Origin of the sequence: Cohnella panacarvi Gsoil 349 (genome assembly GCF_000515335.1) — a bacterium.
Classification (GTDB): domain Bacteria; phylum Bacillota; class Bacilli; order Paenibacillales; family Paenibacillaceae; genus Cohnella; species Cohnella panacarvi.
This window is the reverse complement of sequence record NZ_KI911563.1, coordinates 3,055,464-3,078,469: the sequence shown is the minus strand read 5'-3', so window position 1 is coordinate 3,078,469 and position 23,006 is coordinate 3,055,464. Positions and strand designations below refer to the sequence as shown.

Annotated in this window: 19 protein-coding genes and 1 pseudogene; 7 read left to right on the top strand and 13 right to left on the bottom strand. The window is 52.6% G+C overall.

What is annotated here, in order from left to right; genetic code table 11:
- Positions 1 to 115 precede the first annotated feature (115 nt).
- Both COHPA_RS0114810 and COHPA_RS0114805 read right to left on the bottom strand, forming a co-directional pair.
- Positions 116 to 673 carry a GNAT family N-acetyltransferase gene (locus COHPA_RS0114810; RefSeq protein ID WP_035119547.1) on the bottom strand — a complete coding sequence of 186 codons (558 nt, stop codon included), beginning with the start codon at positions 671 to 673 and terminating at the stop codon, positions 116 to 118.
- An 8-nt stretch (positions 674 to 681) separates the two neighbouring features.
- Entirely contained in the window at positions 682 to 1,455 is a 774-nt protein-coding gene (locus COHPA_RS0114805) for a TerC family protein (RefSeq protein WP_035119545.1), read from the bottom strand.
- Positions 1,456 to 1,653: 198 nt separating this feature from the next.
- Between COHPA_RS0114805 and COHPA_RS0114800 the strand changes: the two genes are divergently transcribed.
- On the top strand, positions 1,654 to 2,901 hold the full coding sequence (locus tag COHPA_RS0114800; RefSeq protein WP_027086937.1) for a membrane protein: 1,248 nt from the start codon (positions 1,654 to 1,656) through the stop codon (positions 2,899 to 2,901).
- Positions 2,902 to 3,078: 177 nt separating this feature from the next.
- Here the strand turns inward: COHPA_RS0114800 and COHPA_RS0114795 are convergent, their stop codons facing one another.
- The 3 genes from COHPA_RS0114795 to COHPA_RS26335 form a co-directional block, all read right to left on the bottom strand.
- Positions 3,079 to 3,468: an iron chaperone gene (locus tag COHPA_RS0114795; protein WP_027086936.1), complete on the bottom strand. Its 390-nt coding sequence runs from the start codon at positions 3,466 to 3,468 to the stop codon at positions 3,079 to 3,081.
- 186 nt (positions 3,469 to 3,654) lie between these two features.
- Entirely contained in the window at positions 3,655 to 6,087 is a 2,433-nt protein-coding gene (locus COHPA_RS0114790; RefSeq protein WP_027086935.1) for a M13-type metalloendopeptidase, read from the bottom strand.
- A gap of 133 nt (positions 6,088 to 6,220) precedes the next feature.
- Entirely contained in the window at positions 6,221 to 6,424 is a 204-nt protein-coding gene (locus COHPA_RS26335) for a DapH/DapD/GlmU-related protein (RefSeq protein WP_425393687.1), read from the bottom strand.
- On the opposite strand from COHPA_RS26335, the pseudogene COHPA_RS26490 reads away from it, so the two are divergent.
- Positions 6,396 to 6,479, top strand: a pseudogene (locus COHPA_RS26490) (hypothetical protein); the annotation flags it as partial. The gene COHPA_RS26335 and the pseudogene COHPA_RS26490 sit on opposite strands and share 29 nt — an antisense overlap.
- 83 nt (positions 6,480 to 6,562) lie before the next feature.
- Here COHPA_RS26490 and COHPA_RS26325 read toward each other — a convergent pair.
- A complete protein-coding gene (locus tag COHPA_RS26325; protein WP_342667818.1) occupies positions 6,563 to 6,616 on the bottom strand; it encodes a maltose acetyltransferase domain-containing protein in 54 nt (17 codons plus the stop codon).
- 199 nt (positions 6,617 to 6,815) lie between these two features.
- Here COHPA_RS26325 and metE point away from each other — a divergent pair, with 199 nt between their 5' ends.
- A complete protein-coding gene (gene metE / locus COHPA_RS0114780) occupies positions 6,816 to 9,086 on the top strand; it encodes a 5-methyltetrahydropteroyltriglutamate--homocysteine S-methyltransferase (protein WP_027086933.1) in 2,271 nt (756 codons plus the stop codon).
- A gap of 59 nt (positions 9,087 to 9,145) precedes the next feature.
- Here the strand turns inward: metE and COHPA_RS24530 are convergent, their stop codons facing one another.
- From COHPA_RS24530 to COHPA_RS25200, 7 genes are all read right to left on the bottom strand, one after another.
- A complete protein-coding gene (locus tag COHPA_RS24530) occupies positions 9,146 to 11,944 on the bottom strand; it encodes an S-layer homology domain-containing protein (protein WP_027086932.1) in 2,799 nt (932 codons plus the stop codon).
- Positions 11,945 to 13,499: 1,555 nt separating this feature from the next.
- Positions 13,500 to 14,441, bottom strand: coding sequence for a LysR family transcriptional regulator (locus COHPA_RS0114770; RefSeq protein WP_027086931.1), 942 nt, complete (start codon positions 14,439 to 14,441; stop codon positions 13,500 to 13,502).
- 65 nt (positions 14,442 to 14,506) lie between these two features.
- Entirely contained in the window at positions 14,507 to 15,022 is a 516-nt protein-coding gene (locus COHPA_RS0114765) for a DinB family protein (protein WP_027086930.1), read from the bottom strand.
- A gap of 95 nt (positions 15,023 to 15,117) precedes the next feature.
- A complete protein-coding gene (locus tag COHPA_RS0114760; protein ID WP_027086929.1) occupies positions 15,118 to 16,089 on the bottom strand; it encodes a helix-turn-helix transcriptional regulator in 972 nt (323 codons plus the stop codon).
- Positions 16,090 to 16,365: 276 nt separating this feature from the next.
- On the bottom strand, positions 16,366 to 16,977 hold the full coding sequence (locus tag COHPA_RS0114755; protein WP_027086928.1) for a restriction endonuclease subunit M: 612 nt from the start codon (positions 16,975 to 16,977) through the stop codon (positions 16,366 to 16,368).
- A 201-nt stretch (positions 16,978 to 17,178) separates the two neighbouring features.
- The gene (locus tag COHPA_RS23575; protein ID WP_027086927.1) at positions 17,179 to 18,039 is read right to left on the bottom strand and encodes a DUF7687 domain-containing protein; all 861 of its coding nucleotides are present in this window, start codon (positions 18,037 to 18,039) and stop codon (positions 17,179 to 17,181) included.
- A gap of 3 nt (positions 18,040 to 18,042) precedes the next feature.
- The gene (locus COHPA_RS25200; protein ID WP_084760721.1) at positions 18,043 to 18,276 is read right to left on the bottom strand and encodes a helix-turn-helix domain-containing protein; all 234 of its coding nucleotides are present in this window, start codon (positions 18,274 to 18,276) and stop codon (positions 18,043 to 18,045) included.
- A gap of 140 nt (positions 18,277 to 18,416) precedes the next feature.
- On the opposite strand from COHPA_RS25200, the gene COHPA_RS0114745 reads away from it, so the two are divergent.
- The 4 genes from COHPA_RS0114745 (at position 18,417) to COHPA_RS0114730 (ending at position 22,901) form a co-directional block, all read left to right on the top strand.
- Positions 18,417 to 19,304, top strand: coding sequence for a DNA adenine methylase (locus COHPA_RS0114745; protein ID WP_027086926.1), 888 nt, complete (start codon positions 18,417 to 18,419; stop codon positions 19,302 to 19,304).
- 310 nt (positions 19,305 to 19,614) lie between these two features.
- On the top strand, positions 19,615 to 21,144 hold the full coding sequence (locus COHPA_RS0114740; protein ID WP_027086925.1) for an MDR family MFS transporter: 1,530 nt from the start codon (positions 19,615 to 19,617) through the stop codon (positions 21,142 to 21,144).
- A 42-nt stretch (positions 21,145 to 21,186) separates the two neighbouring features.
- Positions 21,187 to 22,143: a helix-turn-helix transcriptional regulator gene (locus COHPA_RS0114735; protein WP_027086924.1), complete on the top strand. Its 957-nt coding sequence runs from the start codon at positions 21,187 to 21,189 to the stop codon at positions 22,141 to 22,143.
- A gap of 5 nt (positions 22,144 to 22,148) precedes the next feature.
- The gene (locus COHPA_RS0114730) at positions 22,149 to 22,901 is read left to right on the top strand and encodes an SDR family NAD(P)-dependent oxidoreductase (protein ID WP_027086923.1); all 753 of its coding nucleotides are present in this window, start codon (positions 22,149 to 22,151) and stop codon (positions 22,899 to 22,901) included.
- The last annotated feature ends 105 nt before the right edge of the window (positions 22,902 to 23,006 follow it).

The following is a 23,006-nucleotide window of genomic DNA, read 5'->3' as shown; positions in this document are numbered from 1 at the left end:
GCAAACTTTAAAACATATGCACAGTAGTTCTTCAAGGATACCACAGTATATCTTCGTGCGCAACGACATACGCAGTTAAACCCGGCGGTCCCGCCGGGTTTTATTATTGGACCGCTCATTCCATCTCTTCGTTAAGCAGCACCATATGAATATGATCTTCCCACTTGCCGTTAATCCGTAGATACTTCCTCGCCAAACCCTCGGACTCGAATCCTAACTTCTGGGCTACTTTCATGGAAGCAGCATTGCGCGGCATAATGTTCGCCTCGATCCGATGCAGCCTTAATTCCTCGAAAGCATAGCGGATAACCCTTGCAAGAGCTTCGGTCATATAGCCTTTGCTCGCTTCATCGCGATCCAATCGATAACCTAGATGGCAAGACTGGAACGCGCCTCTGACGATGTTGCTCAAAGAGATCGAACCGATAATCCGCCATAGCTCCTCCCGCTTGTATATCCAGAACTTCGCAAGCTGTCCGATTTCCGTCTGATGAAGATCCCCTTCGATCATCTCTCTCTGCGTCTCGAGAGTATAAAAGCCCGGCAGACGCGCGGGATCCCACTCCCGGAGGAACTCTCGGTTTCGCTGCATGTAATCCAACACTTGCCTGTCCATCGAGCGATCCGGGGACTGCAGAAGCAGCCTTTGCGTATGCAATACACTTCTATACATAAACCTTTCTAAGCGCTGCCTTCCTTGGCCGTCTTGTTGCCGGGCGCGAACCAACCGAGTAGGGCGATCGCCACCAAGACGCCGTAGAATACGACCGTCCATCCCGTGCTATGCGGAAAATCATGATCCAAGACGGCGATGTCTTCGTGGGCAAGCGTGATGACGGCAAGCTTGACCCCTACCCAAGCAACGATGGCATACGCCGTCGTCTCGAGAGCCGGACGTTGGCCAAGAAGCTTCACGAACCAGGTAGCTGCATATTTAATCAGAATTAAGCCGGCAACTCCGCCAAGCACCACGACAATGAATTTCCCGCCGTCCATGCCGCCGAAATTGCCAAGCGGGGAGTCCGGCAATCCAAGCGCAAGCGCTACCGCGGCCAGAATCGAATCGATCGCGAAGGCGAGATCCGCCAGGGCGATTTTACCTACCGTCGGCCAGAATCCGTTCCCTGCGGCTTTTGCCTTCTCGTTCGTATGAGCATCTTCATTCTTCTTGCCGAGCCGGGACTGAATGATATGTTTTAACCCTAAGTATAGAAGATAAGCGGCGCCAATCGCTTGTACTTGCCAGACGTTCGCGATGAAGGATATCGCGAATAACGCGAAGAACCGGAAGACGAACGCCATGATGATCCCGTAATTGATCGCCTTCTTCTTCTGATCGTCCGGCAAATGCTTCGCGATTACCGCGAGCACGAGCGCGTTGTCGGCCGACAACAATCCTTCCAGTCCGATAAGAATCAGCAAAGCCCACGCATATTCCAACCATAGTGACTCCAACTTGAATTCTCCCTTCTGCATGCCATAAGAAGTTATTAGTATGGCCATCAATAGGTATACGATACAAGCCGACCAACGGCGTCATTTTTTTTGAATTTGCCGTAAGATGGCGATGAGCGTAAGCGTCTCCTCGGGTAAGGCCGGCAGTTGTTGGATATACTGTGTGTGCAGACACTGACACGCAGGAGTAGATCGCCGATGCCGCATAAGAAGCTCCCGTCCGCCGACATTAGGCCTCGCTATTCCAAGGGGCAAATCTCCGTATTCGGGATCAACTCGGTCTATCCCCGCCCTCCTTGGATAACCGCTTGGTGGTCGGCGGCATTCCCGGGCTTCGGGCATATGTATATCGGCAAGTACTTGCTAGGAATCCTATTGATCGTATGGGAATTGATCGTCAACAATCAATGCCACCTTAACATGGCGATCGCCTTATCCTTCCTCGGCCGGTTCGAAGAAGCCACTGCTCAGCTAGACCAGAACTGGGCTCTGCTCTATGTAGCGGTGTACGCTTTCAGCATCTGGGACAGTTACCGTTCTTCGGTGGAGATGATCAAACACCATGCTTTATCCGAAATCGAAGACGCTCCCGTCACGCCTTCCGACGTCAGTTTCTTCGATATCACCATTCTGGATAAGAAACATCCTTGGCTTGGCCTGGTCTGGTCGTTCCTATCACCCGGCTTGGGGCAATTGTATAGCGGCAGCATTGTCGTCGGCACGTTCATTCTGGCCTGGTGGATTTATATATGCTATAAGGCGGAAGCCGTTCGAACATGGCTGTATTCCTTCCTTGGGGATTTCTCCAACGCTGCCGAAATCGTGAATTGGCAATGGTTTCTCTTCCTCCCTTCTATGTTCACTTTCGCGATCTATCATGCGTATACATCAGTCAACGAAAACAATACTTTATTCGATATCGAACAAATCAGGTATCTCAGAATGAGGGCGGGCCAATTGGAACATCAGATCGCCAGCGATTACGATACCGTACAAGTCATCGCGACCTTCGACCACTCGCCTTTCGTGGAGATGGTCATCCATGATATCGAGAAGCTTGGAGTTCCTGCCCACCATATCGTTGCGTTGCCGCTCGAAAATCTTGATCCCGGGGCGCACATCATCGACTCCATTCATCGGGTCGACGGCAGAAGCTTACTGGACGGGGCGATGCTGGGCGCGTCTTTCTTCTCGGTACTGGGGGCGATTTACGGATTCGAAATGTACTGGGGACCGATTATTTGGGGACTGGTCGGCTTATTCGGCGGGTTTCTCTTGGGGTTGCTCCTCGAACTGGCGCTCAATAAGAAGAAGCTGAAGCTGTTCTCGACCGCGAAGAGCGAGGTCATACTCGAGATCACCTGTAAAATCGCTTTAAAGGATCATCTCATCACTACCCTCAAGACACGAAAGGCCCAAGGTTACGTCATCATGCCTCCAAGATAAACGCGAAGTGACGAAACCGTCACGTCGGAACGGCTTGCATCGATGGATGCATTCTCCTCCCCGATCATGATTCGAAACAAGGAAGCCCCTCCGTTTCGTCATCTCGTTTTATCCCGATTAGGAGTCGTCGAACGAATAAGAGCCACCCGGTAAAGGGTGACTCCTCGTCCAGTCTTCTTATTTCTTTTTCTTGCCGGAAGCCTTCCGTAGATTCTCGTTCGCCTTGAATGCCGCAAGTTTCTGAATGAGCGCCAAGGGCACTTCCCGCCCGGCCGGGAATTTAACCGTCGTCTTGGACATTTCGTATTCGGCCAGCTCGTCTTTATAAGCTTCGAACACGGTGAAGGGCGGCGGAAACGATATCGAATAATGCCCTTTATAGGCCGAATAGTAAATGACCATCCCGTGGTAGGAGAACGCCGGAAGCTGATAGCTTAAGACTTCCTCGGCTTCCGGTATGGCCTCTCGAATGGCCGTTCCGATTCGACGCAGAACTTCCTGCGCTTCCGATGGAAAGCTCTCGATGTACGCATCCACCGTTTCGTACTTCGTTTTTTCGTTGGCCATCTCAACCTCGCAATCTCGCCGAACGCGGCGAAAAGGTATTTTATCCCTATTATACTGACGATATCCTTGTAGACAACTCCGATTTTTACAATTTTTAGACAGAATATGCACTTCGGGCATGCACAAAAAACCGAGAGCCCCTGGGAAGGGACTCTCGGTTCGAGAACGGATTCGAAGACCGGATCGTTACCAGATGGAAATCCGCTTCTCCGGCGACACGTACATCGCGTCTTTGTCCGTTACGTTATATACGCTGTAGAAGCTGCCCTGCATCTGCAGCACGAAGTTCACTCTAACTTTACTCGGGGCGTGCGGATCCATTTGCAAGTATACGACGCTAAGCTCGGATGGCATCCAGGCCGCGAACGCCCGGGCGAAGCCTTCGAACACCTGGGATAGATCGGCGTTCGGATTGTCGTCGGCAATATCGAGGACGCACGATAATCCGCCTAGGTCCGCAATCGTCTCCGCGAGCGTCAGGTCGCCGTTTACTTTATTGCCGGGCACGAATTCGATCTCGGACAGCTCCGCCGCGACCTTGGCCGTACGCTTCTGAAACTCTGCATAGTCGGCTTCCGTCCACCAATTGACCAAATTCCCGTCCTTATCGAATTGGGCGCCGTTGACGTCGAACGCATGGGAAATTTCATGTCCGATAATCGCGCCGATACTGCCTAAGTTCTGCTCCCGACTTGCCTTCGGATCGTAGAAAGGCGCTTGCAGAATCGCGGCCGGGAAAATAATGCTGTTCGTCGAAGGGTTATAGAACGCGTTGACCGTCATGACCGGCAGCACGTTCCATACATCCAGAGAATACGGTTTTTTTAGCGCTTCTTTACCGGCTGCTTCGGCGGCAATTCTATGGTTTATCATTGCATCGAACAGCGTACCGCCGTCTTCCCGGCTTGTAACGCTATAGGAAAGCGTCTGCTTCCACTCATCCGGATAGCCGATGTTTACCTTAATGTTCTTCAGCTTCTCGATCGCCTTGGTTTTCGTGCCGGCGCTCATCCAATCCAGCGCATCGATACGATCCTCGTATTTCGCGATAATCTCGCTCACGATGTCATTGACGTCGCTTTTGCTGGACTCGGGGAAATACTGGCTGACGAAAAATTTATCGAACGCTTGCGGTTCGAAGCTTTGCGCCAAAGCGGATGCGCGCTGCTCTACCGGAACCTTCTCGGGCACGATGCCCGCTACCGCTTTCGTGAGGTCGTCCTCGAAGCCCAGCGCTTCTTCGGAGAACGCATTCGCATAATTATGGTACGTGTTAAAGGCCAGCAAATCTTTAATCGTCTGCAAATTCTGATCCGTTATGAGGCCGTCCGCGAATTTGATATATTCATGCTCCGGGGAGTATACCGTCATGGTTGCGGGAAGATCGTAGACTTTCGACACCATTGCGGCCAGTCCCGAATTCGGCGTTGCCTTCTTAATTTCTTCCCAGGTCGTCTTCTTCAGAAAATTGCGCGGATCTTGCATTTGATCCGGCGGCGTCGCCTTGACGGAAAGCTGTTTCTCGATCTCGAAGATCGCCATGGCGCGCTCGGGAAGCTTGTCCTTCTCGCCCAAGTAGCCGAGAATTTTCTCGATGTACCCGACGTAAGCCTTCTGAACGTTCGCCATCGACGGGTCGTCGGAATAATAGAGCGCCGTACCCAGACCTAAGCCCGTACCTACGAACGAAGCGGCGAACTTCGTTCTGTCGCCGAGCGTATCCTCGGTCGGCCCGAATCCGATGAACGGAATGAAATTGAACCGATCCCAATATTTCTCGGCGATCGCCCGGAGCCCTGCAGCGTCTTTGACCGCATACAATTCATCCAGGTAAGGACGGAGCTTGAGAACGCCGTTCTCCCGCGCATCTACGTCGGCGTATAACGCATAGATTTCGGCCGCTCTCCATTCGGGAGATCCGCTGGCCGCCACATCTTTGCCCGAAAGCAACTGCTGCATGATTTCGGCTCTCGTATCTTCTACTTTCTTCGCTACGTCATAGAAGGTTCCGGCTGCCGGATATCCGGGCTGTATAACAGGAGCCGCTACGTACTTTCGGTTCGTGTACAGGTAGAAGTCGTCCTTGAGTCCGACTTGCTGCGCTCCGTACGGGTTGTTGGCGGCTGCTTGAGCCACGTACGCGAGCGTTGCAAGGAAAGCTTGCGCCTGCTGGGCCGTGACTTTGCCTACGGAAAGTCCCAGATCGTCCAGCAATCCGAAATCGTCGAGCGCCGCGAAGTAAGGAGCGGCCCACGCCGGTACGTCCGTCGCGCCCGCGCCAGCGTCAATGCCCTTCCATTCTAGTAAGTTGCAAGCGATTACGGCTAGTTCGGCCCCGGTTACGCTTGCATTAGGTTTAAATTTGTTGCCGCCGGTACCTTTCATATATCCAGCGGTCACGGCGATCGCGATATCATTGGCATTAGGGTTGGCTGCAGAGACGTCGGAGAACGATTGCTTCGGTCCCTCTACCGTGATTTGGAACGTCTGATTGATCAATGTCGCCAATTGACCTCTTGTGATAGAATCGTCGGCGGCTGCGCTTGCGCTCGTTAGCCCGATGGTGACGGCTAACACCAAAGCCAGCAAACTTGCGATGGTACTTCGAATCGTTGTCAAAGGGGCACCTCCTGATAATCTATTACCTGTAACATACTAGCATATATAAACTTGGAAGGAAAATAGAGTAAATAGACTTCGATAAGCGACGAATAACCCGCTCCGACCAGAGCGGGTTATTCTCGTTTCGCGTCTAAACGTCGATCTTCTTTATGACTTTCGCGGGATTCCCTCCTACGACTACGTTGTCCGGTACGTCTTTGGTCACGACCGCCCCGGAGGCTACGACCACGTTATCTCCGATCGTCACGCCCGGATGAGCGGCCGTATAAATATGTGCCCCCGGCGCAACGAAACAATTCTCGCCGATACGGACTTCGCATACGTCCAGAATCACGCAAGAGAACGCGAGGAAGCTGACCCGACTGTTCAACCAAACGATAGAGACGGATTACGATACGCGGTCCGCGCTTCTCAAACAGCTCTTCGGAACGACGGGAGAGAGCATCTATATCGAGCGGACCTTTCGCTGCGACTATGGCTTGGTCAATTGCGGATCGGAAGCAAGGTACAGTTCCCCCGCCAACATTTTATCCTTCTCGGTTCTTGCCGACATCTTCAACCACCCTCTCGAAGGTCATGCGCTGCAATTGTATCCTTCTATCGGTATGAACATGCATTGAGGACATAGGGAAAAGCTATATCCCCGCATAGAATTTATGTGTTTCTCGATAGCGAGAAGATCGCTCTATAATTAAGCAAAACTTAAGCGCAAGGAGCGATATACCATGAGAACGTCCATTATCGGCTATCCTAGAATCGGCGCATTGAGGGAACTCAAATTCGCTTCGGAGAACTATTTCAAAGGCCGGTTTTCGATAGACGAGCTGATCCGAACGGGCACGGACCTAAGAGCCGCCCACTGGCGAATCCAACGGGAGAACGGCATCACGTTCATTCCTTCCAACGACTTTTCGTTCTACGACGGGGTATTGGATACCGCCTGCCTGTTCAATATCGTCCCGGAGCGGTACCGGGCGCTTGGCCTCGGCGAGCTGGAGACGTACTTCGCGATGGCTCGGGGCTATCAAGGCGAGCAAGGCGACGTAAAGGCGCTGTCGATGAAAAAATGGTTCAACACGAACTATCATTACATGGTACCGGAGATCGACGACGCGACGACGATCCAGCTAGCCGGGACGAAACCGTTCGACGAGTTCGCCGAGGCGAAGGAGCTGGGCATCGCGACGAAACCCGTCCTGATCGGCGCGTTTACGTTGCTTAAGCTCGCCAAGTACACGGGCGCCAAACAAGCCGTCGACTTCGTGCAGGCAACGGCGAAGGCATACGCTGCCGCCCTTGCGAAGCTGGGCGGGCTAGGCGCGGAATGGATTCAGATCGACGAACCGATTCTCGTCACCGATCTATCGGAGGCCGACGTTGCCTTATTCAAGAAGCTGTATTCCGCGATTCTAGCCGATAAAGGCTCCGCCAACATTCTCTTGCAGACTTACTTCGGGGACGTTCGCGACGGTTACGTAGAGCTTCAAGCGCTCCCGTTCGACGGCATCGGAATCGATTTCATCGAAGGCAAGCGGTCTTTGGATCTGATCCGGCAATTCGGCTTCTCGGATAAGAAGACGTTGTTCGCCGGCGTCTTGAACGGCAAGAACGTCTGGAGGAACCGGTACGCGAACGCCATCGCGCTCGTTCAAGAGTTGCGGTCGCATACCGGGCAAATCGTGCTGAGCTCCTCCTGTTCGCTGCTACACGTGCCTTATTCGACGAAGGGCGAAACGAAGCTGCCGGAGGAGAACACGCGGCATCTTGCTTTCGCCGAGGAGAAGCTGCGCGAGCTCGCGGAGCTGCGGGAGATCTTGACGAACGATGTCCCCGTCGCCTCGCCGCTCTACCAAGAGAACGAACGGCTTTTCGGCGCAAGCCGCTTTACGGGCAATGCCGCCCTGCAAGCACGTACGGCTGCGCTGACCGAAGCCGACTTCGCGCGTCTTCCCGCTTTCGCCGAACGGGCAATCGCGCAGAAGGCGAAGTTCAATCTGCCCCCGCTTCCGACGACGACGATCGGCTCGTTCCCGCAGACGGCCGAAGTACGCGCGAATCGCTCCGCCTTCAAGAAGGGATCGATTACCGAAGAACGGTACAAGCAATTTAACCGCGAACAGATCGCCGCATGCATCGCCCGCCAAGAAACGGTCGGCTTGGACGTGCTCGTCCACGGCGAATACGAGCGCAACGACATGGTCGAATATTTCGGCGAATGCTTGGACGGGTTTCTGTTCACGGAGCAGGCATGGGTGCAATCCTATGGCACGCGATGCGTGAAACCGCCGATCATATGGGGAGACATCAGCCGCTCCAAACCGATTACCGTCGAATACTCGACCTATGCGAAGAGTTTGACCGACAAACCGGTCAAAGGAATGCTGACCGGACCGGTCACGATTCTGAACTGGTCCTTCCCTCGCGAGGATATCGGATTGAAGGATAGCGCTTATCAGATCGCCTTAGCCATCCGGGACGAGGTGCTCGATCTGGAACGAAGCGGCATCGAGATCATTCAGATCGACGAAGCCGCTCTGAGGGAGAAGCTGCCGCTCCGCAGATCGGATTGGCAGAGCGAATACTTAAGCTGGGCGATTCCCGCTTTCAGGCTGGTGCATGCCGGCGTACGCCCCGAGACGCAAATCCATACTCACATGTGCTACAGCCAGTTCAGCGATATTATCCGCGACATCGACGCGATGGACGCCGACGTCATCTCATTCGAAGCCTCGCGCTCGGATCTGGCGATTATCGACGCCATCAACGGGTGCGGGTTCCGGACCGAAGTCGGCCCGGGCGTCTACGACATTCACTCCCCGCGCATACCGACGGCAGGCGAGATCAAGCAGGGACTGTATCGGATGCTGGACAAGATCGATGCAGGCAAGCTGTGGGTCAATCCCGATTGCGGGCTGAAGACGCGCGGCGAGACCGAGACCTGGGCAAGCCTGCGGCACATGGTTCAGGCAACGCTCGAAGTCAGGGAATCGCTGTAAACGCGAATAGACGGCTACAAGGATTCGTATCCCTGTGGCCGTCTATTCTTGCGTAACGTCTAATCGATAAGGTTAGCCGTGCGAAGCAGCCGACGCACGAGCGCCGCCGTCTCCGCTCGGGTCAAGTTCGCTTCGAGCTCAAGCTTGCCGTTGCGGCCCTGCAATAGATGCAGTCGGACTGCCGCCGCGACGCTTGAACGGGACCAGCCGGCGACATTGCCTCCGTCCGAGAAAGCGGACAACAAGCGATCCATCTCCTCGGCGGCCAGGTTCGCGCTCGGCTTCGCGACCGCTGCCGCCCGGGCTAACAGGACTGCCCCTTCTTGGCGGGTCATGCGCGCGTTCGGACGGAACGTTCCGTCTTCGTAGCCCGAGACGAGCTTGTAATCCGCAACTGCTTGAATGGCGCCCGCGTGCAAGTCGGATGCGGCAACATCCGAGAAGCCGCCGGCATAAGTCGCGCTCCGAATGCCGAGACCGCGCGTTACGATCGCCGCGAATTCCGCGCGCGTAATCGTCGCGTCCGGCGCGAACATCTTCCCTGTGACCCCGCTAACGATCAAGCGGGAGCTCAAGTCGTTCACGTCATCCTTCGCCCAATGGTTGCTTACGTCCCACATTTCCCGAGGATTGAAGATTACGCTATACGTACTGTTGGTTAAGCTGTTGATCGTTGCGTAGTACTGACCGTTCTCTTGCTTAACGACGGTCGGAACATGGCTCAAGCTGCCGTCCGGGCTTAGGACGACGCCCGTCGTAATTCGGCTCGGATCGACGCCTTCCGGAATGACGATCGAACGTTCCACATAGCTGTTGAACTTGTTCGCCTCTATGGTTCGCGCTCCGTAATCGACGGTAATTTCGAAGTCGATCGGCTGAAGTACGAGCTGAGCTCCGAGCTTCCGAGCTCCGGACTGCGCTAATTCTTGATTGTCGCTTGAGGTGTCGGAGATCCGAATATTGACCTTGATGTCTTCCGGAGTCGCACCCTGACCGAGCTTCGACAGAATATCGTCGACATCGATCTGCGATGCCGGAAGCGTGTAGGTCGCGCGATCGGTCTGAATCTGAACGGAAGCGCCTTTCTCTTGCATCTTCCGGACCAATCCGACGTTCAACTGACCGATGACGTCCCCGCCGTTGCCCGCCACCGGGATGGTGATGAGCTTGCTGTTGTCGCGATCCAGCTTGTCCGCGATCTTCGCGCTATCGAGCACGACCGTCGTGATCGTTCTCCCTCCCGCCTCGTTCTTCCGGGCTGTCGCCAGCTTCTCTTGCTTCACGCCGTCGACGATGATTTCGACTCCCGGCTCGGGCTCGGGAACGGGCGGAGTCGTAGCGCCGCTAGCCGGAGGAGACGACGGAGCTTGAACCGTTACGGTCGCCGTTGCTTGCAAGCCTTCGAATTCGGCGGTAATCGCGGCTTGTCCTCTTGCGACAGCGGTCACAAGCCCCGTACCGTCGACGGTCGCGACAGCCGTATTATCGGAAGCGAACGTAACGCCTGACGTTAACGGCGCGGTGCTCGTATCGGAGTATACCGCCGTTACGACGGATTGGCGCGTACCGCCGACCGAGAGCGTGTACGCGGGATTATCGAGCTGTATATCTGTTATCGTAACGATCGGAACCGTTGTCCATACCGCATATAGCGTGACCGTCTGCGTCATGCCGATCGAGTCGCCAGGAGCATATTCGGCTACCGTTGCGGTCGGCGAAGTCGCCCAACCGGAGAACACGCGGTCGGTCTTGATCATGTCTCCGGCTCCCAATACCGTTGCGGTTTGATCAGGCCGGTAGGCTTGAGTATCAGACGGAACGGTCCCAGACGATTGGCCGTTGCCGTTATACTTCACCGTTGCCCTCATCGCCTTAACGTTGTTGTTAACGATACTCGTTCCATAGACGTAACCATGGCTGTCGGCCGCGACGTCCCATAGACCGCTTTCGATTGTCGTCGCTGCAATCTCCGTCCAATCTTCCGAGTCCCCGTTCCATCCAAGCTTCCACACGCTTCCCGTACCCATGTTCATGACATACAAGTTGTCATGCGCATCGATTCCCATCCCGAAAGCGATGAATACGGATGCGGAGGTCGGCGTAACGTCTATCCACTCCGTTCCGCCTGCCGGAAGCTTCTTGATTCTACCGTTGCCTCCCACTGTATCGACATATAGGTTTCCTGCGCTATCCACCGCGATGTCGAACCCATAAGAACCCGCCGTAAACTCAGGGCCTGCAATAGCCCCCCATTCTTCAGATTGGCTGGACCACTTCCAGATTGTCGTTGGCCTGTCTACCGTCATGGCGCTGTCGACGACGTATAAGTTGCCTTGCCGGTCCGCGGAAATTCCCCTCGGAAACTTGATATCTCCGTTATTCATGTTCTCCCACGTACCCGTGATAGGATCCCGCTTCAGAATTCTAGCCGTATTGCCGCTTGTTCCGGTCGTCGAATTGTCCGTTACGTATACGTTGCCAAGATGATCGGCGACAATGCCGAACGGATAAGTAACCATCGCATTGTACGTGATATCCGTGACGGACAACCCATTGTCCGAAATCCGTTGGATTCGGCCTCTTTCGGGGCCTTCCTGTATCGTGTGACTGCTAAAATTCGCAACGTAAAGATTATCGTCGCCATCGAAAGCCAATGCGTACGGGGTAAAATATTCCGCGATTGGCGACGGCGAAACCGGCTCCGTATATTCCGTCCACGTCAAAGGCCCCGTGTACGTCGGCGCAGCCGGACCTGGGTATGCGCTTGCCGCAGCCGCGAACAACGGGATGGCCAGCAGCACGCTCATCAGCGCGCAGAACGCTCTTGTTCCGAACGACTTGCGATGTCTTGTTGTCATTGATTTCTCTCCTCGTCTAGGCAGAAAGTCTCTAAGGATAGCAATTACTAGGCATTTAGTAGCAAGATAGCAAACATTAGAGCGGTTAACCAGTTAAAAAATGCCATAGTTTCCTTGCCTCTAAAAATAAAAAAAACGATCCTACTCGGATCGGTCGGGCGTGCTCGTCTCAAGCGCGTACCGTTGCCAATCTTGTCCCGCGGCTCTCCCGGCGTCGCTTTTGGCGCCAACGGCGACGTGCGTCAGAGCGCAGCAGAATGGACGGCCCACCCTACTCCCGTCGCAGCATCGGGGGGCCGCACACTTTGTCCTCCTACTTCCGTCGCTCCATCGGGGGTTCGCACACTTTGTCTTCCTACTTCCGTCGCTCCATCGGGGGTTCGCAACACTTTGTCCTCCTACTTCCGTAGCTCCATCGGGGGTTCGCAACACTTTGTCCTCCTACTTCCGTCGCTCCATCGGGGGTTCGCAACACTTTGTCCTTCTACTTCCGTCGCTCCATCGGGGGTTCGCAACACTTTGTCCTTCTACTTCCGTCGCTCCATCGGGGGTTCGCAACACTTTGTCCTTCTACTTCCGTCGCTCCATCGGGGGTTCGCACACTTTGTCTCGCTATTGAGTCGCACCATCGGGGGTTCGCACACTTTGTCTTCCTACTTCCGTCGCTCCATCGGGGGTTCGCAACACTTTGTCCTCTTACTTCCGTCGCACCATCGGGGGTTCACAACACTTTGTCCTTCTACTTCCGTCGCACCATCGGGGGTTCGCAACACTTTGTCCTTCTACTTCCGTCGCACCATCGGGGGTTCGCACACTTTGTCTCGCTATTGAGTCGCACCATCGGGGGTTCGCACACTTTGTCTCGCTATTGAGTCGCACCATCGGGGGTTCGCACACTTTGTCTCGCTATTGAGTCGCACCACACCTGCAATCCTGCAGTTAATCCTACCCCAAATCGCTCGTTTTTCCCTTCATCCTGCAAAATTGCAGGTATTAGTCCTGCAAACCTTAAATGGAGTCACGCGGCTAGATATCACCTGCACATTTGCATTTATTGATTTAATGCCCTACTGGTTCTATGAAATAACTGTACTATCGCAGGTTCTAGAGTATGGCGGAGAGTGTGTGGCGGAGCGTGTATGGTGGAGAAGAGAGTACGGTGGAGCGTGTATAGCGGAAAGTGTATGGCGTAGTGAGTATGGCGGAGCGTGTATGGCGGAGCGTGTGTGGCGGAGCGTGTATGGTGGAGAAGAGAGTACGGTGGAGCGTGTACGGTGGAGCGTGTATGGTGGAGAAGAGAGTACGGTGGAGCGTGTACGGTGGAGCGTGTATGGTGGAGAAGAGAGTATGGCGGAGAGTGTACGGTGGAGCGTGTATGGCGGAGCGTGTGTGGCGGAGCGTGTATGACGGAGCGTGTATGGTGGAGAAGAGAGTACGGTGGAGCGTGTACGGTGGAGCGTGTACGGTGGAGCGTGTACGGTGGAGCGTGTATGGCGGAGAGTGTGTGGCGAAGAGTGTATGGCGCACGTTACACTAGTCGTATAAAAAAATGAGCTCATACGAGCTCATCCTCTTGGTCTAATATCGGATAACCGAATTCGGAGATGACGGATTTCAGCTTCCGCAAATAGGTTAGCCCCAGCCGGCTCGGGTTGGCCTTCTGGTTCGTAATGTACCCGACCGTCATGTTCTCGTCCGTTCGCAGACGTACGGATTTGATCTGGCCGCCGTTCAAATCCTCGTTCAGCACGCCGGAGCTGATCGTGTAACCGTTCAGTCCGATTAAGAGGTTGAACAGCGTCGCGCGGTCGCTCACCAGTATTTTTTTCTTATGGATTCTCGTGCTGAGAATTTCTTCCGAGAAGTAGAACGAGTTGTATGCGCCCTGCTCGAAAGCCAGACAAGGATAATCGTCCAAATCTTCGATCTCCAGGATCGGCTTGGAAACGAGCGGATGGTCGGAGCTGATGAAGACGTGCGGCTCGGCTGCGAAGAGCGGATGAAACCGCAGATCGTTCTCTCTTAATATTTTCTGCAGAACCTTGCGATTGAACTCGTTAAGATAGATAATTCCGAGCTCGCTCCTCATATTCCGCACGTCATCGATAATCTCGTAGGTTCGGGTTTCGCGCAGCGTGCACTCGTACTCGTCGACGCCCAACTCCTTCAACAAGCCGACGAAAGCTTGCACCGAGAAGGCATAATGCTGCGTGGAGATCGAGAAAAGCTTCTTCGAGGGCTTGCGGTTCGTATAGCGCTGCTCGAGAAGTTCCGCCTGCTCCACGACCTGCCTGGCATAAGAGAGAAATTCTGCGCCGTCGTTCGACAGCGCGATGCCTTTGGACGAACGGAGGAAAATCTCGATGCCGATCTCCTGCTCGATATCTTTGACCGCGCTGGACAAGCTGGGCTGCGAGATAAACAGCTGCTTGGCCGCTTCGCTGATCGAGCCGCACCGGACGATCGTCAGAATATATTTCAATTGCTGCAAGGTCAACTTAAACCATCCCCGTAAGCGATATGGCTGCGAGCCTCACTCCATTCTAGCATAATATTCCGGTTTTAGAGGGAGCCGCCGCGTTCAAGTATATAAAAGAGATAATCGGTCGGAACTCCGGCATGTCCCTGCTGCCTCAGCATGGCGGTAATGTTGCCGCGGTGATACGTGCCGTGATTGACCACATGCTGCAGGATTTCGGAGAATCGCGTATCCAGACGGCCGTAGCGCGGATGCTCGATCGTTATCTCTTTATCCGGATTAGGCGTACGCCGCAGCAGACCGCGATACTGTTCCGTTACGTCGGCGAACAACGTATGCAATTGTTCCACGGTTTTGCCCTGCGCTTCCTCCGTCCAGCCCTGCATCTTCGGGAAGATTTCCTCGTTCGGAACTTCGGAGAGCACGGACAAGTACAGTCGGTCGAATAAGTAGATGTGCCCGAGCACGTGCGATACGGACGAGAACACGCTCGTCACTTCCGTATGGAGCGCCTCCTCCGGAAGCTGCCGCAGGTGCGCAAACAGCCTGTCGTTCGCCCAAGCGTGATAGTCGTACGATTGATGCGAGTGATGAACCATAGCCAATCACCTTTCCTTATATACGATGTCGTTCGGCCGCAATAGCCATGCCTATATCGTATACCGAGTTCCCTGACAACCGCTGTCAGCGAAGTTCAATCGGCATCGTCTTGGTGATTGCCCGCGATACCGACGGCCAATTCCCGGATTCGCCGCCTCAAATCAAGCGGCTCCCGGACGCGTACGGCCGTGCCGAACATCATCAAGTACAACGGGAGATACTTGTTCATCGTCGGAACGTCCAGCAGGAAGCGCGCCTCCCGATCGGTCCGTTCGGTCAAATAGTGGCGCATATGCCAGTGGCCGCAAACCGCGTTCAGCGTCTCGGGCTCTCCCTCGATGCGGATGACCGTCAACGGCCCGTCCGGATCCCTTCCCCGTTCGGATTGGTCTCGGAAATAGGCGGACGCGGAGAACCGATCAGGTTTTGCGAATCGTTCTTCGGTTGCCTCCACCCGCTCGATGCGGTCGACTCGGAACGTACGCACCGCCTCCGAGCGGCGGCAATACGCGACGGCGTACCATTCGTTGCGATCGTAAGCAAGGCCGTAAGGGTCGATCTCCCGTTCTCCAGACTGCTCCGCATTCGCTTTGCGATAGGCGATGCGTACCGTTCGTCCGTCTTGCGCGGCCTGCTCCAGCTCCCGCAAGAGCGGAACGACGGAAGGCGGTCGCGCCGGAGCGATCACGTCCAATCCGCCGGCTTGGCGGAGCAGATCGCGGCATTGCTCTCCGTGCAAGCCGCTCTCTACCTTCTTCAACGCGGTTTCCAACTCCTCCGTGTACGGATAGCCGGCGCCTTGCGCGAATTTGTAAGCATCCACAAGCGCTTTGAGCTCTACGGGGTTGAAGAACAGCGGCGTCTCCTCGAAGCTTTCCAGAATGCGAACGCCGCCGTCATGGCCGGATTCCGCGACGACCGGCACTCCGCTGGCGCACAACGCGTCGATATACCGGTACACGGTGCGAACGCTAATCTCCAGACTGTCCGCGATCTGCGCGGCGGTAAGCTTCCTTCCGGACCTCAGCATCCATAGCATGGACAGCATGTTATCCCATTTGGCCATCTGAAACTCCCTCTCTCTTATATGTATAAAGCCGAGACGTTCAGGGCGTTCCCCGGTACCGCCACGAATTGATCGAGCAGCTTGAACATCTTTCTGTAAACTGCCCTCCCATGCTAGCCGTCTGACTCCATGCTTCTTCCATGAAGATCTTCGACACTTCAATCGCTTAAGTGAATGCAGTAAACAACTGTAATAGGCGAAAATGCGGACACCAACGGTACTTACTCTCTATAAAGCATATTTTAACTACTATTTCGCATAGTTCGTAGCATACTTTTATTTTCTAAAAATCAACAAATGCTCGTGAATGATTGGTATAAAGAAGCCCCGGTATTTTCTTGCCGATGAGGTTAAATTATGTTGAACCTTGATAATATGGGATTCAAGCGAACCAATAAACTCCATATCCTTAATGATCGAATAGTAAATCCCTTTTTTTCTACAGTCACCTAGCAGCGTCGCCAACCTCCCTCCTATGGGAAGACTATCGAATAACTTCCTGTGAACTATATTCAACTTCCGAATATAATCTTCATAATCGCGAGCGCGAGATAAGTCATCCTCATGCGCATGCCCCCATACTTCCCCTGAATAAACAACTATGTCGTAATAGGGGGGATGACAAAAAATAAACTCTGCGCTAACCGGGACTTCATCTTTTAACGCGTTCCACCCTCCCCATTTGGGGTTCAAATCTAAATGAGCCGAGTCTATATATCCCAATTCCCTAGCAACCTCGAAACCAGTCCCACCTCCAGCAAAGATTTCAAGGAACGTACGAGGTCTATAAAGCTCTAACAAGTCTTTTATCACATGCCCGGAACAGTTGCCACGATAATCAGCTCTTCCCCATTTACCTCGGCATGGGTACGATATCACACTTTTCACAGCTACCCTCCAACGCAAATAAGCATGCCCTTATTAATGGGCATGCTTTGCTCCAAATTATTATAAAGAACCAATTAATATCTTATCACTACTTACATCGACACCTTAAATATACCACACTAAGTATAAAAAAACAAAAGAAGTAAAATAAATATTTCTCGACCTTACGGGTAGAGTTGTGATATTTGATGTCAATCATTTTCATTTTAATTGCTTTTCGAGTGTATTTTGAAGTACCTTGGGCCATCGTTCAAAAACTTCTTTACCAACGATAACTTCATCAACTAAGCCAGTATGAAGCATGTCCATAATTCTACATAGGTAGGACTTCCCCATATTCCACCAAGTATCGTATGCATCGATAAAGTAAATATGCTTCATCTTGTGCCCTGTCTCTACCCGAATCGTCTTCACTTCATATCCATCCAATTGAGTTTCGTATACACCATCTGCAATCCGGCTGCCAAAGGTAGTTGTATAGTAGTATTCTTTTATTTCCCAGATCAAACTTGGGTTTACGATTGATGGATACGCCCCATCAAATCTCCTGGACATAATGCCTTCTAAACTTTTATTTTCACTTAAAAAATAAGATAAATTCATCGGATTAAAATCATAAACAACATCTGTTCCATAATCTAGGTTATTCGTACGAGCAAACTCCCGTAAGGTTTTTTCTGTAACTATATTGATAATACCCGTAAAATAAGCAACATCCTTCTTTTCATTCTTTTGTTTATTAAAAGGTAATCCTGAAGTAAACCTGTTTTGTTTATAAAACTCGTATACTTTATAAAATGTTTGCCGTGCAATAGGTAAATCCATCAAGTTATGCTGCACAGTGGTATTTAAAATGTCTGCACGGTATTCCAAATAATCGAGAACATCTTCTAATATTGAATTATCTGTGTTAATTCCTATTTGGTGTAATTTTGCGACTGCTTGAGTTTTACTGTATGATAAAACTTTATTGCCCCTAGAGTAACCCAATTGTTCAGATAATAATTTAGCATATGCCCAAAATGCAGATGATTTTTCTAAATATTCACTGTTGGGACGCATGAGTTACTCCTCTTCGATGATTTTTGATAATTGTGACAAACTAATATCTAATGCTTTGCAAAGCTTTATAATATTCACGAGGGATATGTTTCGATCCCCGCGTTCTACTTCGCTAATATATGTGCGATGTAAACCGGAAATCTCGGCTAATCTCTCTTGACTGTAATCTTTTTGTGTTCTAACTTTCCTTATTGCATTTCCAAAATCCGTTTTTATTTCGTTCTCATTTATACACATTGATTAGATTCAACCCATCTTCATTCATGTATTCAACCTGAAAAATACTCTTCTGCAGTCTATAAGTCTACAGACTATGAGTGACAAAACTCTATTGTGTTGATATAATCTTGTGCAGGAAGATCACTTGAGGTGAACTAATGAGCAGCATATCATATGCGAAAGCGGACATCCCACAATTGTTAAAATGGGTAGGGAATAAACACAGATTTGCAGAAGAAATTGTTTCTTATATGCCACATGATATAAAAACATTTTATGAACCATTTCTTGGAAGCGGCGCTGTTCTAGGTACTTTGTGCAACTACAATAACAATTCATTATTTAGGAGATTCGAAAATGCTGTCGGATCAGACGTTTTGCCGTTTTTGATAGAGATTTTTCAGTATGTACAAAACGATCCGAAAACACTGATAGATCACTATAGGACAAGCCTCGAAGGCTATAATGAAGATAGGGAAAATAAATATTTAGAAATAAGAGCACGATTCAACAATAGTTTTAATGCATTAGATTTTGCAGTACTATCCAGAACATGCTACTCCGGCATTGTTCGCTTCCGTAGAAAAGATGGTTACATGAGTACACCCATAGGACCACATAAGCCTATTCCACCTGAAGCGTTCGAGGAGCGAGTTGCAATTTGGCACAACATTTTAAGAGAAGACGTTACATTTCTAAATGAAGACTTTAAAAATGTAATGGATAGGGCTAGAGAAGGAGATTTAGTATATTGCGACCCACCCTACACACATAGTCAAGCTATTTTATACGGCGCACAAGAGTTTAGGATTTCCGATTTATGGGAAAAGATTTACGAATGTAAACAACGTGGTGTAAAAGTAATGCTTTCAATTAATGGAACAAGGCGATCAGGCTCAGAAGATATTGGAGTAATCGCTCCAGAAGGGTTGTTCGAAAGAGGTACTTTCGTAAATTGTGGAATGTCGATGGTAAACCGATTGCAAAAGCAAGGTGACACAATGGAGAACGAAGTCGTACAGGATGCCCTATTGCTAACGTGGTAAATATATATTCGATGAAGGCTCTGCACACTATAATTTTTGAGATCAGCCATAACTTATGACACGCCTGATCTTGTTACTATTACGGTGAATTCTTCAACAAATTCGTCTTAGAAGTACACATTACAAAACCAATTTTAAGGGCAGGTTACCGAATATACACGGTACCTGCCTTTTCTGACGAAATAAATGAGTTTTAGAAATTAAAAGAGCCGTTCTCTCCCTGACAGACTGCTGTCAACAACGGTAGCTTAAGATGAACCTAGATGATGGCTCAACCATCAATATAGGATCAAGAAAGGAATGGTAACGCGTGGCCAAACTTCAGAACAAAGTCGCGGTAATCGTAGGAGGGTTGTTGCTTGCGATCCTCATGGCCTCTATGGACAACACGATCGTGGCAACGGCGATGGGAACGATCGTCGGAGAGATGGGGGGACTCGATAAGTTCGTATGGGTCACCTCGGCGTATATGGTCGCGGAGATGGCCTGCATGCCGATCTTCGGCAAGCTTTCGGATATGTACGGCCGCAAGCGCTTCTTCATCTTCGGGATTATCGTGTTCATGATCGGCTCCGCTTTGTGCGGAATGGCATCCACGATCGTCGAACTAAGTCTTTATCGGGCGGTTCAAGGGGTCGGAGCCGGAGCGATGGTATCCATTGCGTTCACGATCGTGTTCGATGTCGTGTCTCCTAAAGACCGCGGGAAAATGATGGGGGCGTTCGGCGCCGTGTTCGGTCTATCGAGCGTCATCGGGCCGCTGCTGGGCGGATACATCACCGATCACATCGATTGGACCTGGATCTTCTATATCAATCTGCCGCTGGGCTTTATCGCCCTGCTCATCATTGCCTTGCTCTACAAGGAAACGGCGGAGCATTCGAAGCAAAAGATCGACTGGGCGGGTTCCGTCCTTCTCGTGGGAGCCGTCGTCTGCTGCATATTCGGACTTGAACTGGGCGGCAAAACGTACGCCTGGGGTTCTCCGCAAATTATCGGTCTGTTCGCCGGTTTCGCGATCCTTACGCTGTTGCTTATTCGGGTGGAAAAAAAAGCCGCGGAGCCGATCATCTCGTTCCGCTTGTTCCGCAGCAGACTGTACGCGACGAGCAATCTGGTTGCCATGCTTAGCGGCGCCGCTTACATGACGGCTGCGATCTTCATTCCGATCTACGTGCAAGGCGTGCTTGGCGGTTCCGCCTCCAATTCGGGACTGACTTTACTGCCGATGATGATCGGCTCGGTCGTAACCGCGACGCTTGGCGGAATGCTGATGACCAAGCTGCAGTACCGCACGATTATGATGGGGACGCTCGCATTGCTCTTGACGGGTCTTGTTATGCTCTCGCAAATTACAGTAGAATCTTCTCGACTTCTCATTACGATCATCATGATTCTAATCGGTCTGGGGATCGGCGCTTCTTTCTCGGTATTGGGCTCTTCCGTGCTTCATTCGTTCCCCGTAGCTCAGCGCGGGGCTGCGAGCTCGACGTTGAATTTCAACCGGTCGCTCGGCATGGCGCTCGGCATTACGATCTTCGGTATCGTGCAGAGCCATAGCCTGCTGTCCAAGCTCACGCATTCGATCGGTTCGGGCAGCGCGGCGCTGCCGCCGGACTTGGATATAAGCGATCCGCATTCGCTTCTGATCCCGGAGTTTCGCGAGTCCATCGATTCGCAGCTTCTCGATACGATCACAAGCGGGCTGTCGAGCTCTATCGGAACAACCTTCGCTTGGAGCCTTATTCCCGCAGGGCTGGCACTGATCGCCGCGTTCCTGATGACGAAGGATAAAATGGACCCCGAAGCCGAGGGAGAAGGATTCGCGACTGCGCATTAATCGACATATCGGCGATAGGCATGCCGGATAGGAGAGATAACGATGAAGCTTGAGCGATTAATGACGATTACGATCTTGCTGCTCAATCGAAAGCGAGTGCAGGCGCAGGAATTGGCCGAGCGGCTTGAAGTGTCCTTGCGCACCATCTATCGCGACCTCGATACGCTAGGTCAAGCGGGCATTCCCATCGTCTCCTATACCGGCACGGAGGGCGGCTACGAGATTATGGACAGTTTCCGGCTGGATCGACAGCTGCTGTCCTTGGACGAACTGACCGCCCTCTCGACCGCGCTGCGCGGCCTCGAATCGACCAAAGCCTACGATCGCTCAAATATGGATCTTCTTCTGAGCAAAGTCGGCGCGATGGTGGCGACGGCGGAGAAGGGCCGGGCGGAAGAGGGCGAGCGCATTCAGGTCGATTTCACCCCTTGGAAGAACAGCGAGGAGGATCGCAGCCGATACGATTCGCTTCGCCAAGCGGTGAACGATAGGAAGCTTATTCGATTTAAGTACACGAGCAGGGGCAGCGGCGAGCAAGAGCGCGAGGTGGAGCCGATGGCGCTTGTGCTGAAGACGTATTCTTGGTATCTTCACGGCTATTGCCGGTTGCGCGGAGATTACCGAATCTTTAAGCTGTCGCGAATCCGAGAATGGAGCGTGCAGCCGGAATCCTTCACTCGTCGGGAGAAATCGCTTGCGGAGCTGAACGAGAGATGGAAGAAGCCCGAGAAGGACGCGGCGGATACGCCGATTCAGGCCGTACTGCGGTTTAAGGCATCCGCGGCCGTGTCCGTATTGGATCGCTTCGACGAAAGCGAAATCGAGCGGCTGCCGGACGGGCAGTTGCTGGTGCGAACGACTTATCCGAACGAGAGATGGCTGATCGGCACCGTGCTCTATTTCATGACGGATGTGCTAGTGCTAGAGCCTGCTTCTATTGCCTTGAAAATCAAGCGGATTGCGACGGAGATTGCGAGTCAATATCAGGGGGAGGTTTGAGAACCATGTCCTTACTGGGAAAAGTTGCGATTGTTACCGGCGGTGCCCGAGGCGTCGGACGAGCGACGTGCTTGCAACTGGCAAGTCAAGGCGCAAAGGTCGTGGTCAGCGACGATAGTCGGCATCGCCTAGACGCCGAGTCGGTCGTGTCCGAGATCGTCGCGCGAGGCGGAGAAGCGGCGTCGATGCAAGCGAATGTCCGCAGCGCGGAAGAGATGGCCCGAATCGCAGCCGATACGGTGAGCGCATTCGGACGTATCGACGTTCTTGTCTGCAATGCCCGCGTCGGCGCGAATGCCGCGGCTTTCGCCGAACTCTCTTGGGAACGATTCGAACGGCAGCTCACGGAGGAATTGAAAGCCGCGTTCGAGCCGACGAAGGCCGTCATCCCTGCGATGATGGCGCAGCATTCCGGCCGGATCGTCTATCTATCCGGCACGGAAGGCAAAGATCCTACCCCGGAGTATATCGCCTTCGGAACGGCGATGGGCGGGCTCGACGCTTTCGCCCGCTATATCGCCCAGGAATTCGGACCTTCCGGAATTTCGGCGAACGTCGTCGCTCCCGGCTTCGTGAGATCCGATGAACGCTCGGCGATCGCCGAAGAGGAGGCCCGCGTGATCGGCAGCTTCACGCCGCTCGGACGGATCGCGGAGCCGGAAGACGTGGCGGAGGTCATCGCTTTCCTCGCGGGAGACGGAGCGCGGTTCTTGACCGGAACCTACACGCCCGTAACCGGCGGACTAGTCATGGAGTGAGATCGCCAGGCTGCCCCTCTCCCTCGTTTTGTCGCTTTTTTAAATAAAATGTCATTTTTTACAGGATCGATCCCGAGTCATGTCGAAATGGTAGGTTATAACTCC

Excerpts from the sequence above, each read along its gene's own strand:
- COHPA_RS0114760 (WP_027086929.1), bottom strand. The coding sequence starts at position 16,089 with ATGGCCAAATGGGATAACATGCTGTCCATGCTATGGATGCTGAGGTCC.
- COHPA_RS0114810 (WP_035119547.1), bottom strand. The coding sequence starts at position 673 with ATGTATAGAAGTGTATTGCATACGCAAAGGCTGCTTCTGCAGTCCCCG.
- COHPA_RS0114800 (WP_027086937.1), top strand. The coding sequence starts at position 1,654 with ATGCCGCATAAGAAGCTCCCGTCCGCCGACATTAGGCCTCGCTATTCC.
- COHPA_RS23575 (WP_027086927.1), bottom strand. The coding sequence starts at position 18,039 with ATGCGTCCCAACAGTGAATATTTAGAAAAATCATCTGCATTTTGGGCA.
- COHPA_RS0114745 (WP_027086926.1), top strand. The coding sequence starts at position 18,417 with ATGAGCAGCATATCATATGCGAAAGCGGACATCCCACAATTGTTAAAA.
- COHPA_RS0114765 (WP_027086930.1), bottom strand. The coding sequence starts at position 15,022 with ATGGTTCATCACTCGCATCAATCGTACGACTATCACGCTTGGGCGAAC.
- COHPA_RS0114795 (WP_027086936.1), bottom strand. The coding sequence starts at position 3,468 with ATGGCCAACGAAAAAACGAAGTACGAAACGGTGGATGCGTACATCGAG.
- COHPA_RS0114735 (WP_027086924.1), top strand. The coding sequence starts at position 21,187 with ATGAAGCTTGAGCGATTAATGACGATTACGATCTTGCTGCTCAATCGA.
- COHPA_RS25200 (WP_084760721.1), bottom strand. The coding sequence starts at position 18,276 with ATGTGTATAAATGAGAACGAAATAAAAACGGATTTTGGAAATGCAATA.
- COHPA_RS0114730 (WP_027086923.1), top strand. The coding sequence starts at position 22,149 with ATGTCCTTACTGGGAAAAGTTGCGATTGTTACCGGCGGTGCCCGAGGC.
- metE (WP_027086933.1), top strand. The coding sequence starts at position 6,816 with ATGAGAACGTCCATTATCGGCTATCCTAGAATCGGCGCATTGAGGGAA.
- COHPA_RS24530 (WP_027086932.1), bottom strand. The coding sequence starts at position 11,944 with ATGACAACAAGACATCGCAAGTCGTTCGGAACAAGAGCGTTCTGCGCG.